The sequence below is a fragment of the bacterium genome, from assembly GCA_035281585.1.
Taxonomy (GTDB): domain Bacteria; phylum UBA10199; class UBA10199; order DSSB01; family DSSB01; genus DATEDP01.
Map to the genome: position 1 here is coordinate 1 of DATEDP010000154.1, position 13,830 is coordinate 13,830.

The following is a 13,830-nucleotide window of genomic DNA, read 5'->3' on the forward strand; positions in this document are numbered from 1 at the left end:
GCGACCTCCCAAACCTCCCCTCCGGCGCACTCTTCGAAAAACTCCTTCAGGTGATGGATGAGCTGCGCGGCCCCCAAGGCTGTCCCTGGGACAAGGAGCAGACTCCGGCCTCGCTGATCCCCTGCCTCTTGGAGGAAACCTACGAGGTCATCGGCGCCATCGACTCCGGCGACACCAAACATTTGAAGGAAGAGCTGGGCGACCTGCTCTTGCAAGTCGTCTTCCATTCCCGGATCGGCAAGGAAGAAAAAACCTTCACCGTCGACGAAGTCATCCGGCACCTGGTGGAAAAATTGGTCCGCCGCCACCCGCACGTCTTCGCCGAAGGCGAAGTGACCGAAGCCGGCGAGGCCCTGCGGCAATGGGAAAGGATCAAGGCCAAGGAGAAGAAGCCCGGCGAGTCGCTGTTGGCCGGAGTTCCCGATTCGCTGCCGGCGCTGGCCCGGGCCTATCGCCTCGGCGCCAAAGCCTCGCGGGTCGGCTTCGATTGGCCCGACCTCGAGGGCGTGCTGAAGAAAACCGAGGAAGAGCTTCAAGAACTCCGTGAAGAAATATCACGCCACGATTTGAAAAAGATCGAGGAAGAATTCGGCGACCTTCTCTTCTCGCTGGCACAAGTCGCGCGCTTCCTCGAAATCCATCCCGAAGAAGCTCTGCGAAAAAGCGCACAGAAATTTCAGCGCCGCTTCGAGCACATGGAGAAAAAAATTTCCGCCGCCGGAAAAATTTTACCCGATTGCGAGGCCGAGGAATTGGACAGACTCTGGCAAGAGGCGAAGTCGTTCACAGGCTCTGTTTAAAACCTGTGAAAAGTTCGTGAATAGCCCTTTTGTCCGAGCATCCGAAGCGAGGATCGGTCCCGAATAGCAGATTGCTCATTTTTTAATCATGCGACCCGAAAGCAAATGGCTGCCGCTCTTTTTGAGCGCCCTGGTGATCCCCGGCGCCGGTCAGTGGCACTTGGGACAGAGGCTCAAGGGCGGTCTGATGATGGGGCTAACCCTTGTCCTCGTCACCGGGGCGATCGCTCGTTATCTGTCGATGGTTTTTGCCCTCGCCAATATCCAGGGAACCCGGCGGCCGCCTCAGCTCAATCCCTTTCCGGTCTTGGCCGAGGCTTGGCGGATGGACCATCGGATTTTGACCCTTTTGCTTTTGGGCCTTGCCGCCATCTGGATTTTGTCGATAGTCGATCTGCTCTTAAGCCCCCCCAAGAGGAGCTACCCATGAACTTCCGCCAAGCCATCGCTCTCGCGCTTAGCCTCACGGCCTTAAGCCTTACTCCAGCCTGCAAGCGTCAACCTTCTGTTTCGGAAGGAAAAAAATCCTCCGATCTTCAAGGCCGAGGCTTCAGCCTCAAGCAGGGCCTGGAGATCGCCATCGCCCAGGAACGCCAAGTCGAGGAGGGCCAGCTCGCCGCCGGCAAGGGCCCCTGGATCCGAAAGCTGAGAATCGAGAATCCCAGCGGCGCCGAGGGATTATCTTTTACCTGGAAAATGGGCGGGCCTTCGACCGAGTCCCAACCCAGCGCGGCCGACTCCGGCAAGATGATCTTGGCCAACACCGTCGGCTCGCGGCGCATGACCCTCCCCCTCTTCTGGCCCGGCGGCGAACTATTCATGTCCAACTCCAGCGGGGTCTGGCTTTCGGACCAGGCCTTCTCCGAGCTGAAAAAGGAGGGCAAAACCCAATACGATTTGGGACTTGTGGATAACCCCCTCCTCGGGCCGGCCCAGGGCCTGCCGATTTTGGAACATGGCTTGGCGGCATACAATCAAGGCTTGGCCACCCGGCCGGAGCGAAAGACCCAAGACCTCCAGTGGGAGGTCAGCGACGACTCGCGGGACTACGCCCTTAAAGTGAACGGCGTCTTGGTGGAGGTCGAGGCCCTCGAAGCGGTGAGCCCCCTGGCCAAGATCGTGGTCTTGGACAACCCGCAGAACCCGCTGGTCTTGGAGGTGGAGGTCGCGCCGCCGAGCTCGGCCGCCCGGGCCCTCTTTCTTCCTCTCTCGTGGATGCGGGGCTTGTTGAGCTATAAAGTCGAATCTCTGGATTTGCCTTCTTCATAAAAGTAGCAAGGGGCTTTAGCCCCGCCTGAGAAGCATTCGCGGGGCTAAAGCCCCTTGCTACTAAAGATCTAGACAAGCCTGGTTCAATCCGGTTAGGGAAGCCGCCCGTATTTGAAGGAATTCGCCGGTGTGGCGGAATTGGCAGACGCGCACGACTCAAAATCGTGTGGGACTCGCGCCCATGTCGGTTCGACCCCGACCACCGGCACAGAGCGCCGCAAGAAATTGCGGCGTTTTTTGTTCCCCCTCCTTTGTAAGGAGGGGGCCGGGGGGAGGTAGAACGTTGGCAGCACGCAACGATCTTGCATAGCGCGGAGCTCTCTTCCCCTCCCTAGCCCTCCCCTTACAAAGGGGAGGGAATTAAGCCGCCGGCTTGTCCTGGCGCCGCCAGTTATCCACTTGGCTGGCCGAGCGGACGCAACCCAAGGTGCATTTGTCCTGACAAGATTTGTAGGTGTAGAACTCCCGCTTCAGATCCTCGGGCGTATAGTCGAGGATCGGCTTGGAGAAGGCGTCGCGGGTCTGGGAGCACCAGCTGACGAGGCCGTTCTCGTCGACGTAGAGATAGCGGCTCCCGGCCCGGCACTTGAACGGCGCCGATCCGGTCCGGATCATCTCATAGCGATAATCGGAAAACTCGGGAAAGCTGCGCGGGATCAATTTCTTGATCCGCTCGAAGACCGCCAGCTCCTCGGCGCTCAGCTTGACCTGACCGTCCTTGTCGTGGATCAGCAGCACCCGGGGCTTGAAGCCCATATTCTTGGCGTAGGAGATGACCTCGAAGGTCTCCTCCGGCGGGCAGGAGCCGATCACGCCCGAAACCACCACGTTGAATTTGGCGAATTCCTTCAAATAGCCCAAGCGCTTGCGGAGGCTGTCGAGGACCTTGACCGTCATGTCGTTGGGCTTCACCCCGTCGATCGAGATCTGCATGTCCTGGAGCCCGGCTTCGTTGAGGGTCTCGATCAGCTCCTTCTTCAAATAGAAGCCGTTGGAGATCATCGAGGTGTTGAGGAACTTCAGCTCGCGGCGGCAATAGCGGATCAGCTCCGGCAGGCCGGGATGCATCGTCGGCTCGCCGCCGGTGAGGTTGATCGAATAGGCGCCAAGCTCTTTCAGCTTGCGGGCCCGGGCTTTCAACGTCTCGAGCGGAACCGGATCGGAGCTGCTGTCGAACTCGTTGCAATAGGCGCAGCTCAAATTGCACCTCCGGATCACCACCAATTGGGTGAACCAGGGCGAATATCGGATTCGATCGAGAGCGGACAGGGCCATGATAAAGGGATCAGCCCTAGCATCGGCGGGAGGGCCTGTAAATAGCGATTAACCTTGGGTTTCGACAGCCGAATTCTCGTCGGCCTCGAGCGCGGCCAAGGCGGCTTCGGTCTTGCTGAGATCCTCGCGGGTGTCGATCTCGTGCCAGCGGTGCTTGTCGAAGGGAACGACGCCGATCGCTTCGTTCTGCCCGGCCATCACCGGCAGGATATTCTCGACCACGGCTTTTTCGCCGTAGATCGAAGCGGTTTCGATCAGCGACTCGCGGTAGAGCTCGATCTTGTCGGCGGTGACGTAGGTCAGGCCGACATAACCGGCGTCGAAGACCTCGAGGGTCTTGGAGATCTGCAGCAGATGCTTCTCGGGCGAGAGCAGGACCTTCATCTCGTCCTCGGCCAGGGGCCGGAGGAAGTCGCAGAAAATGCGGCTGCCCTCGCGCTCTTGCAAGATGAAGGACCAAGTCGATTCCGAAAAGACGTGGTCGACGTTGCAGAGCAGGAAGGAAGAGCTCAAATAGGGCAAGGCCTTCTCCATCGTGTAGAGGTTGCCCTTGGTGAAATGGCGGTTCTCGACCAGCCGCAGCCGGTCGCCGAAGATCGCGTAAGCGCGCTCCAAATGCTCGGCCAGGGCCGAATGCTCGAAGCCGCCGACCACGATGACTTCCTCGACCCGGCGGTTGGCCAGGAGCCGCGGCAAAGTGTGGTCGATCAGCGGCTTGCCTTGGAGGCGGATCATCGCCTTGGGAAGAGCCCTGGTAAGATGGCCGAGTCGAAGACCCATGCCCGCGGCGAGCAGAACTACCTGCATAGAACCCTCGTCAATTCATCGAGCCCGCGGATGGTCCGCAGCTCGGGATGCACCGTCTTGAATTGGGCGGCCGAAAAAGTCCCGATCCGTCCCACGAAGTCGACGCCGAATTCCGCCGCCTTTTGGGCGTCATGGAGCGAGTCGCCGACGAAAAGCATGTCTCGGGCCTGAAGCCCGAAGTGCTCCAGCACTTTGTCGAAATGAGCTTGGCCCTTGGCGAAATTTTTCCTGAAGCCCAGAACCAAATCGAAACGGGGCCGGGGCTTTTTTTGCAAAAACTCTTCGACGATTTCCTGGCCGTTGTTCGAGGAAACCACCGCCCGGATGCCATGCCCTTGGAGCTCGTCGATGGCGGCCGGAACTTCGGAAAAGAAAGGCCGCTCGAAGTATTCGGCCTGTTTGGCGGCCTCGAAGCGTTCGGCCACCCCGGCATTGCGCGGATCGCCGGGGCGCAGGGACTCCAGCTGTTGGAAGAAAGGCAGCCCCGAAGTGCGGAGATAATCTTGGCGGGCCGGCTCGCGGTCCAGGCCGAAATGCTCGGCCATCAGCTCGGCGGCCAAGTCGGCGAAGCCGCTCATCGAATCGACCAGGGTGCCGTCGAAATCGAAGACGCAAACCGATTTGCTTGGCGGGCGATCCATTAGGGGGCGACCCCCGTCGGCTCTTCGGCGGGAACCGTTTGGGCGGCCGCGGCCTTGGCGGCGCGGCGGCGCTTGAAGGTGATGCCGGTCAGGACCAGGGCCACGGCGGTGGTGCCCAGGGCCGAGAAGGCCACGATGGTCTCGGGCAGGTCGACAACCGCCATTACAAAGAACAGGAAGGCGAAGAAGTCCTTCTTCACCAAAAACTTGCCGTAGTGCACCAGCTTGGAGACGAAGGGATTCTGCTTCTTGGCCGAGGCGCTGACGACCTCCTTCTCGTAGGTGACCAGCGAGGCCGAGCTGTTCTTGGCCTGGATCAGGTAGCTGACCATGATGCAGAGCAAGATGGCGAAGGAGAAGAGCGAAAGCTTGGCCAAGTTGACGATCCAAAGGGCATGGGTCTCGCGATAAAGCCCGAAGGTCACGCCGGTGATGAAGAGGACGAAGGCCAGGTTGTCGCCGATGGTGTCGAACCAGGCGCCGAAGCGGGTCGCCTTCTGGTTGAGCTTGGCGACCTCGCCGTCGCAACCGTCGATGATCGAAACCAGCTGAAAGAGGACCGCGCCCCAGACCAGATTTTGATAGCCGCCGAAGGAGGCCACCAGCCCGGCCAAAACACCGAGGAGCAGGTTGAAGAAGGTGATCTGGTTGGGAGTGATGCCGGCCCGAGCTAAGTAAATACTTACCGGCATCGAGATCCGCTTGTTGACGTTGCGGGCGATCCAGGCGTCGGTGTTGGTGAGGATCTTCTCGCAGCAGGCCTTCTCACTGGGAGTGAGCTGGATCCACTTCAAAGGAACGCCGATCTGCCTCATAAAGAGTCCTGACCCTTCTCTATCTGGATGCGTCAATTTATTTTATCCAAGATAATCAGGCGGTTATAAGTTTATGGCAATTCGGTGTCAATGGCAAAAGCGGAGTGACCGCCGCATTTTTGGCTATCCTTGGAGGGCCTGTTTCGGCTAAGAGCCACCCCTATAACTTCATGAAATTCCTGGCCTCCCCTCAATCTCGGCGGCGTTTAAGGCAGTTTTTCTTCCTCCTCGGCCTCGCCCTCTTCGTCTACCTGGTGGTTCGGCTCAAACCCGCCGTCTTGCTGGAATATTTGAGGACCGTCGGCTGGAATTTCGGCTGGATTCTCCTGGTCAGCCTCTTTTGGTACCTGGCCTATGCCCTGGCTTGGGAAATCTTCCTGAAAAACCTCTCCCGGCGGGTCCGGCTCTGGGACATTCTCAAAATCAAAGTCGCGGGCGAGGCCATCAACAGCATCACGCCCCTCAGCTGGGGCGGCGGCGACCCGGCCCGGATCCTGATGCTGAAGGATCACATCCCGGTTACCGAAGGCACGGCCTCGGTGGTGGTCGACCGCACCCTGAACAATCTCGCCATCGCCCTTTTCATGCTGATCGGCGTGGTCATCACCTTGGTGAAATTCCCCCTGTCCCCGACCCTCGAGATCGGCCTGCCCTTGGTCCTGCTGATTTTTGTCGGGGCTTCGGTGTTCCTGTATTACCGCTCCCACGAGGGCCTCTTCGCCTTCATCCTCGACCTTTTGAAGAAGCTTCGAATCAAGAAGACCTTTTCCGAAAAAACCGAAAACCAGGTCCGCGAAATCGACGGCCATATCTCGCGTTTTTATAAAATGAATCGGAAAGGCTTTCTGGCGGCCTTCGCCCTCCACTTTTTCGGCCGGCTTTGCGGCGTGGCCGAGCTCTACCTGGCCGCCCGCTTCCTGGGCCATCCGCTGGCTTGGCTCGACGCCTATTTGCTGGCTTCGGTCACCGTGATCATCAATATGGTTTTCGTCTTCGTTCCCGGAACCTTGGGGGTCATGGAAGGCGCCTTTGCCGGCATCTTCGCCCTGCTCAAGCTGGATCCGGCGGTCGGCACCTCGATCCAGATCGTCCGGCGCACCCGAATGCTGTTTTGGACCGCGGCCGGCTTCGTCATCATGGCGCGAATGCGCGGCGGGGAAAGACCAAGACCGGGAACCGGAATTGAGGCGTAAAAGCCTTGTCATCCAGAGCGCAGCGAAGGATCTCCTACCCACCAAGGAGGTCATAGATCCTTCGTCGCTTCGCTCCTCAGGATGACCGTCTAGGATCGGGCTTGACTCAACCACCCGGTTCACGGCAAAAATTAAGGGAATTCATGAATATATCGGATGCTTCCTTTCAGGTCGACCCTTTGAAATCCCGTCTTCTCAAAATTCTCGCCTTCTTTTCGCTTTTGGCGGCCGCGGTTTTGCTCTACCCGCGCTTCAAGGAATACCGCGAGCAGCCGGGGCCGGCGGCGGTGGTGGGAACGCCGGAGGCGCCGGCCAAGAGCACCGAGTTCTCGCGGGCCGAGACTTTCCGCCAGACCCTGCGCTACCTGGTGAAGAATTATTACGACACCGATGCCCTGGGCCCCAAGAACCTGCTCAAGGAATCGCTCTTCGGCCTCTCCCGCAACGTCCCCGAGATCTTGGTCCTCTTTCCCGACAACTCCAATCAGTTCACCGTCGAGGTCGAGGGCAAGAAGAAGAGCTTCGCCCTGCCTTCGATGAAGGGCGCCGAGGATATCCTGCCGGTGATCCAAGACGTCTTCGCCTTCGTCGAGGCCAACTACCATGGCGAGGTCAAGTTCGAGGACATGCAGTACGCCGCGGTCAACGGCATGCTCGACTCGCTCGATCCCCACTCGGCCCTGCTGCCGCCCAAGATGTTCACCGAATTCAAGACCCAAACCGAGGGCGAGTTCGGCGGCATCGGCATCGTCATCGGCCTGAAAGAAGGCGAGCTGACGGTCATCGCGCCCCTGCCCAACACCCCGGCGGCCCGGGCCGGCCTCAAGCCCAAGGACAAGATCATCAAGATCGGCGAGGAGGCCTCGATCAACATGGACCTGACCGAGGCGGTGGAGCGGCTGCGCGGCAAGATCGGCACCAGCGTGGGCATCACGGTCACCCGCGAGGGCGCCGAGGCTCCGATGGACTTCACCCTCACCCGGGCCAACATCAAAATCGAATCGGTCCAGTCCAAGCTCCTGGCGGCGCCCGAGGGCGACATCGGGGTGCTGCGGGTGAAAAGCTTCCAGGAAGAGACTTCGCGGGAAATGGCCCGGCACCTCCGCTCGATGCGCGAGCGCAGCAAGAACTTCAAAGGCCTGGTCCTGGACCTGCGGAACAATCCCGGCGGCCTGCTCAACCAAGCGGTGGACATGGCCGACAAGTTCCTGACCTCGGGCACCATCGTGCTGACCGTCGGCGCCAACAACCAGGTCCTCGAGGTCGACGAGGCCACCGGCTCCGACACCGAGCCTGATTACCCCGTCGTCGTGATCGTCAACGACGGCTCGGCTTCGGCTTCGGAAATCGTCGCCGGCGCCCTGAAGAACAACGACCGCGCGGTCGTCATCGGCAACCAGACCTTCGGCAAGGGCAGCGTCCAGTCGGTCTATTCGCTCAAGGACGGCTCGGCCCTCAAGATGACGGTGGCCCAATACCTGACGCCGGGCAACGAGTCGATCCAGTCGGTCGGCATCACGCCCGACATTCAACTTACCCCGGAAAGCGTCGGCAAGGACAAGGTCGACCTGATCGAAAGCCAGACCTTCGGTGAAAAAGACCTCGAGAAGCACCTCGAGAACAAGTTCAAGAACACCTCCAAGCCGACCTACGCCCTCGGCTTCTACCAAGCCAAGAAGGGCGACGGCGAGGAAGGCGAAGAGGACAGCTCGACCTACAGCAACGAGATCGAAGAGGACTTTCAGATCCGCTTTGCCTCCCAATTGCTCCGCCGCAGCTCCGACCCCAAGCGCAAGCAGATGCTCGAAACCGCCAAGGAGCTGCTGGGGCCCACTTCCCAGGAAGAAGACCGCAAGATTCAAGATGCCTTGGCCGGCATCGGCATCGATTGGTCGAAGCAGGATAGTGACGGAAAGCCGGAGGCCGAGGTGACCTTCAACATTATTTCCTCGGCCGGTCAGGTCCTGAAGGCCGGTGAAGAGGTCAAGCTGGAGCTGAAGATCCGCAACGTCGGCGACGGAGCCTTCCACCAGCTCATCGCCTCGACCGAGAGCGAGAACTTCATGCTCAAGAACCGGGAGTTCATCTTCGGCAAGCTTCTGCCGGGCGAAACCCGGACCTGGACCGTGCCGATCAAGATCCCGGCGGCGGCGCTGCGCCGGGAGGACAAGGTCAGCTTCGCTTTCCGTGAAGGCAACGGCAAGGTGCCGGAGAATTTCCAAACCGTCGTCGTCACCGAGCCCCTGCCCCGCCCGACCTTCGCTTACCGCTATCACGTGACCGATGAGGTCCGCGGCGCTGACAAGCATAAGATCGAAGCCGGCGCCAAGTCCTCGCTCAAGGTCCAGGTGAAAAATGAGGGGCCGGGCTTGAGCAAGAAGACGGTCCTCAACCTCAAAAACCTCGACGGCGAAGGCATTTTTATCGGCAAGGGCCGGGAAAAGCTGGACGAGCTTCCGGCCGGCGGCGAAAAAGCCGGCGCGTTGAACTTCACGGTCGGCCGCGGCTTCACCAAGGACAAGGTCGAGCTCGAGCTCTCGGTCAGCGACCAGGAAACCATGGAGGTCCTGGGCGACAAGCTGAAATTCCCGCTGGGCCAAGCCGTTCCCGGATTGAGCTCTTTCGAGACCGCACCCCGCATCGTCCTGACGCCGGAGAGCCAGCCGTCCCATACCGGCCACAAAAAGATCAAGGTCAGCGGCAAGGCCGAGGATGCCTCCGGCCTGAAGGACATCTCGGTCTACGTCGGCGACTACAAAGCCTACCTCCAGGTCTTCCCCGACGGCGCCGCCGCCTCGACCAGCGCCAACTTCGAGGCCGAGCTGCCGCTTAAAGAGAAGGACAATAACCTCATCACCATCCTGGCCCGGGACAAGAACGACCTCAGCACCCGGCACAGCTTCTACATCCGCCAAGAGTAAGCCGTGAAGGTCTACCGCTCTTCCTCAACTTTCCCCGCCTCGACCAAGAACCCGGTCGTGGCCCTGGGAAATTTCGACGGCGTCCATCAAGCTCATCAAAAGATGTTCAAGCTCGCGATCCGCGAGGCCAAGCGGGTCAAGGGCCGCTCGGTGGCTTACACCTTCGACCCTCATCCGGTGAAAATTCTCTCCCAGGTCGCGGCGCCGCCGATGATCAACACCCTGGAGCAAAAGCTGGAGCTGATGAATAAAACCGGGCTGGACGCGGCGGTGGTCGAACCCTTCGACCTGAAGTTCGCCCACCTCGGAGCCGAGGAATGGTTCCGAAAAATCTTGCTCAAGCGGCTCCACGCCGTGGGCGTGGTGGTGGGCTACGACTTCACCTTCGGCAGCCGGCGCAGCGGAACCGTCGAAGTGCTGGAGCGGCTCTGCGCCGAAGCCGGCGTCTTCTGCCGGGTGCTGGAAGCCCAGCTCGAGGGCGAGGCCTTGATCAGCTCGACCCAGATCCGGGCCTTCGTCGCCAAGGGCGAGGTCGAGCTCGCCGCCAACTTGCTCGGCCGCTGGTTCTTCGTCGATGGAACGGTGATTCGGGGAGCCGGCCGCGGAGCCGGCCTCGGTTTTCCGACCGCCAACCTCAAGACCGGGAATGAGCTCCTGCCGGCGACCGGCGTCTATGCTTGCTTCGCTCAGGTTGGAAGGAGGAAATACCGAGCGGTCGCCAACCTCGGTCAGAACCCGACTTTCGGCGGCAGCGCCTTGAGCCTGGAAGCCCACTTGCTGCATTTCAAGGGCAACCTCTACGGCAAAAAGCTGCGGCTCCACTTCGTCAAGCGGCTCCGCGAGGAGCGGAGCTTCGCGTCGGCCGCCGACCTGATCCAGCAGATCCGGGCCGACATCCGGCAGGCCCAGGAATTCCTGGCTAACGCTTAGACTTGGAATCCTCTCTCCGATAACCGCCGATCTGCTTGATATAGACCACCTCTCGGGCGCCCTCGGCCTCGCCGATCTGGAGAATCACCCTGAATCCCAAAGGAACCATCATGTTGGCGCTTCTTTCCTGAAGGCGCTTGGCGATTTCATTCTTGCGGGATTCGAAGAAATCGGCCGGATAATTCTCGCGAAAAACCAAGCGAGCCTCGCGTTCGCCCATTCCTTGGCGGATGTAGTTGACTTCGGTCTTCAGCTCCCGTTCGAAGCGCTGCCAAGAATGCTCGGAGCTTGGCGGGGAATTTTGGGCCTGCCTCGTCGCCTCGGGTTTCGCCTTCGCTTCGGGCGGCGTTCCTTTCAAAATATTGGTGGCGGTCACGAAGGGACTCGCCCCGGGCTCGCGGGGCGGAGGCGGTTTCGAGTCGTTGGCCAAAACGTATTCACCCGCAACCTTGTTGAGCCGGACGATTTGATTGGTTTTCCCGCCGCCGAAAAGCTCCACCGTCAAAGTCTGGCCGGAGCTCTCGACCAAGCCTCGCCGGACCAGGTGGAACTGGACGTACTTGGCCAAATGGGCGAGAAAGCCGCTCGGCCAGCCGCCGCTGCTCTGGATGATTTTCAGGCGGACATTGCCATTGCCCAGGGCGGTGATGATCGACGAATGTTGCTTCAGCAAATTGGTGGTGACTTCCAAGGTTCCGAAGAATTCCAAAACCTCCTCAACCTTGGCCGCCGGCCCCGAAACCGGAGCCGAAGCCGGAGCCTTGCCCGATGCCGGCGCTTGGGAAACTTGTCCCCGAAGCGCGGGCTTGTCGCTCTTTTCCCCATCGGCCATCTTCCAAACCAAGCCTTCGGCCGGGGCCAGCTGACGATTGTTGAGGTTCAGCCAAGAACCGGCCGGCAAGCCGCTCTCCAAGTTTTGGATCCTGAGGTCCAGGCCCTTTTCCCAAGCCTGAAAGCGCGAGCCGCTCAAGCTGCGGAACAGCGAGCCGGCGGCATTGAAATGCAGCAAGGTCACCAACGATTGGGCCAGGGTCGAAGACCAAGGAGCCTCGGCTTTCAAGCCGAGGGATTTTTCCAGGCTCGACCCAAGCAGGATGCCGCCGAATAGGGTCCCTTGCTGAAGGAGGCTCCCGCCCAACCCCGTCGTCAAGCCGCCGCTCAGGCCGCGGCCGACCAGCGTCGCCGCCCGCAGGCCGCCCAGGACGCAATAGCTGGCCAGAGCTTGTTCGCCGAAGCCGGTCGACTCCGGCGCCGCGCCCAAAGCTCGCGCCGCCAAACCATGGACCGCCGGAAAGACCGAGCCTTCGGCGGCAAAGGCCAAGCTCGAAGCCAAACCGCGGGCGCCGACACCGCGGGTGAGCAGCCCGGCGCCGGGAGCCGCGATCAGCCGGCTCAGCGCCGCTAAGCGGACGATTCGGAAGGCGGCGCCGGCCGCGCCCATCGCCGTCAAGGCTGCGGGATCGGCGATGCCGTCCACCAATTGATTAAGGGCTAGCTCGGTCTGAGCGCCGAAGCTTCCCGATCCAGCCAAGGCCTGAAGCCGGCCGCGAGCTCGATCCGAAACCTCCGAAGCGCCCTGCTGCAGCTCCGAATAGATTTGGGCCGCGGCGCTGAAGCGCTTCGACCGCTCCAGCCGGCCGGCCAGCGCGAGCAAGGCCTGGTCGCGCAGCTCGGGGTCCTTTTCCTTTTGCAAGGAGAGATACTCGCGCCGTTGCGCCGGCGAAAGATCGAGATTTGTCGAAGACGAATGAGAAAGACGTGCCGCCTGCATGTAAAGAAAGTCCCGCCGCGGCCCCGTGCCACACCCGCACGGAGAACGAAGAGACCCGAGCCCCTTGGATTATATGGCTTTATTTCGCCGAACCCCCAGGTAAGTTGCGGACTTATTTATCGGTGGCATCCAAGCCATGGGTCTGAATGATCTCGGCAGCCCGCCGGCGAATTTCCGCATCCGGATGACGGTCCCGGACTCCGATCAAGGCCTTTCCAACGATTGAGGGCGGCTTTTTATGGGAAGACCAGCTTGCCAGCATCCCAGAAATCTCGGTCATGTCATGGGGGCCGACCAGCTTCGGGTTGAATTCAAACTTTCGGCCCCAAATGGCGACGGCTCCGGGGCTAGCCGATGGCCGATGACTAGGAGCCGGAGGGCGGGTGGTGGGTTTTTCTTGGATTCCGGAGACCGGCTCGGAATCGAGCTTAGCCGGCGCCTCAAGCAGATAGTGGACGATGTCTTCGTCGAGGGCGACTCTTTTGCCGACGGACCGCAAGGCGGAGTTGACGGGAGGGTTTCTCGATTCCACCTGCCATTGAAGGTCGAAATAGAGTTCGGCAAGCTTGCTCGTCGGCGAGCTCCCGGCTTTTGGCTTGAGTCCCGCCAATATAACGTCTCGCTCCAGCCGGTTCATCGCCGTCCAATTCATCTCGATTTCCGCGATGATTTTATCTTGCGTTTTTTCGGGCAGTTTTGCGGTCTCCTCGATCAAGGCCTGTGTCAAAACTCTTAACTGCTTCGGCGGCAGTTTTTCCCTCAAAAACGGGAAATAGCCCGGCGGGGCGGCATCACCATCCCTTAAAAGCGAGACAGCATCCGGCATTTGATCGATCAATACGGCCAGGACGGCCTTGATCTGATTTTCTTCGGTGAGACTTCGAGCTTCCGTGATCAAATTCCCCATGAAGACCTTGCGCTGCCGCAGTGATAAATTTTTTCGCAGGAATTGAAGGTAATCTTGGGCGATCGGGTCGTTATTCACGAGTTGGGCCATGATTTTCGAGGCCTGACCGACTAACGCGACGGCGTCTTCCGAAGTGTAAGCTTCTCGAAGGCCGCGATGGATTTCTTTGCGGATGGTTCCCCCCATCCAGCCTGCGGGAGCCGCCTGGAGCATGCTCAACAAGGCGGAAAAAGTGGCCGCGCGAAGGGCGGCCCCTTCTCTTGGATGGATGCTTTTAAGGACATCCAAGCTGGCTTTAAGCCGTAGCCGCTGTTTCTTGATCAGCTCGGAAGGTCTGAGGGCTTCGCCATCTCCGGCTTGAAGCGGATTTTCTATGATCTGGGTCACGATCTGCTTGACGACCGTTTGGAGCTGCGCTTCGTTCATTTTCTCCAATTTTTTGGGCAAGGAGCTCATCTCCGCGTCGAAGCGCGGCTTGTTCCGAGAGGAACCCGCCATGGC

The 13,830-nt window shown here is 60.2% G+C and carries 12 protein-coding genes and 1 tRNA gene; 7 read left to right on the forward strand and 6 right to left on the reverse strand.

What is annotated here, in order from left to right:
• The 4 genes from mazG to VJR29_13725 all read left to right on the forward strand — a co-directional run.
• A partial coding sequence (gene mazG, locus VJR29_13710; GenBank protein HKY64461.1) for a nucleoside triphosphate pyrophosphohydrolase occupies positions 1-800 on the forward strand: 800 nt, incomplete at its 5' end.
• A gap of 88 nt (positions 801-888) precedes the next feature.
• Complete coding sequence (locus VJR29_13715; protein ID HKY64462.1) at positions 889-1,230, forward strand: hypothetical protein; 342 nt, start codon at positions 889-891, stop codon at positions 1,228-1,230.
• On the forward strand, positions 1,227-2,069 hold the full coding sequence (locus tag VJR29_13720; protein ID HKY64463.1) for a hypothetical protein: 843 nt from the start codon (positions 1,227-1,229) through the stop codon (positions 2,067-2,069). The genes VJR29_13715 and VJR29_13720 overlap by 4 nt, the downstream gene beginning before the upstream one ends.
• Positions 2,070-2,192: 123 nt before the next feature.
• A tRNA-Leu gene (locus tag VJR29_13725) sits at positions 2,193-2,277 on the forward strand.
• A 152-nt stretch (positions 2,278-2,429) separates the two neighbouring features.
• Here the strand turns inward: VJR29_13725 and VJR29_13730 are convergent.
• The 4 genes from VJR29_13730 to VJR29_13745 are packed head-to-tail and all read right to left on the reverse strand — an operon-like array spanning position 2,430 to position 5,607.
• Positions 2,430-3,344, reverse strand: a complete 915-nt coding sequence (locus VJR29_13730) for a radical SAM protein (protein HKY64464.1) — start codon at positions 3,342-3,344, stop codon at positions 2,430-2,432.
• Between the two features lie 48 nt (positions 3,345-3,392).
• The gene (locus VJR29_13735; GenBank protein HKY64465.1) at positions 3,393-4,151 is read right to left on the reverse strand and encodes an NTP transferase domain-containing protein; all 759 of its coding nucleotides are present in this window, start codon (positions 4,149-4,151) and stop codon (positions 3,393-3,395) included.
• Positions 4,142-4,792 carry an HAD hydrolase-like protein gene (locus VJR29_13740; GenBank protein HKY64466.1) on the reverse strand — a complete coding sequence of 217 codons (651 nt, stop codon included), beginning with the start codon at positions 4,790-4,792 and terminating at the stop codon, positions 4,142-4,144. The genes VJR29_13735 and VJR29_13740 overlap by 10 nt, the downstream gene beginning before the upstream one ends.
• Positions 4,792-5,607, reverse strand: coding sequence for a CDP-alcohol phosphatidyltransferase family protein (locus VJR29_13745; protein ID HKY64467.1), 816 nt, complete (start codon positions 5,605-5,607; stop codon positions 4,792-4,794). The genes VJR29_13740 and VJR29_13745 overlap by 1 nt, the downstream gene beginning before the upstream one ends.
• Positions 5,608-5,777: 170 nt before the next feature.
• Here VJR29_13745 and VJR29_13750 point away from each other — a divergent pair, with 170 nt between their 5' ends.
• The 3 genes from VJR29_13750 to VJR29_13760 all read left to right on the forward strand — a co-directional run bounded on the left by VJR29_13750 (position 5,778) and on the right by VJR29_13760 (position 10,651).
• On the forward strand, positions 5,778-6,800 hold the full coding sequence (locus VJR29_13750) for a flippase-like domain-containing protein (protein ID HKY64468.1): 1,023 nt from the start codon (positions 5,778-5,780) through the stop codon (positions 6,798-6,800).
• A gap of 143 nt (positions 6,801-6,943) precedes the next feature.
• Positions 6,944-9,721, forward strand: a complete 2,778-nt coding sequence (locus VJR29_13755) for an MXAN_5808 family serine peptidase (GenBank protein HKY64469.1) — start codon at positions 6,944-6,946, stop codon at positions 9,719-9,721.
• 3 nt (positions 9,722-9,724) lie between these two features.
• The gene (locus VJR29_13760; GenBank protein ID HKY64470.1) at positions 9,725-10,651 is read left to right on the forward strand and encodes a bifunctional riboflavin kinase/FAD synthetase; all 927 of its coding nucleotides are present in this window, start codon (positions 9,725-9,727) and stop codon (positions 10,649-10,651) included.
• Here the strand turns inward: VJR29_13760 and VJR29_13765 are convergent.
• Positions 10,641-12,422 (reverse strand): hypothetical protein, encoded by a 1,782-nt coding sequence (locus VJR29_13765; protein HKY64471.1) that lies wholly within the window; start codon positions 12,420-12,422, stop codon positions 10,641-10,643. The genes VJR29_13760 and VJR29_13765 overlap by 11 nt on opposite strands.
• 112 nt (positions 12,423-12,534) lie before the next feature.
• Positions 12,535-13,776: a hypothetical protein gene (locus VJR29_13770; GenBank protein HKY64472.1), complete on the reverse strand. Its 1,242-nt coding sequence runs from the start codon at positions 13,774-13,776 to the stop codon at positions 12,535-12,537.
• Positions 13,777-13,830: the final 54 nt, after the last annotated feature.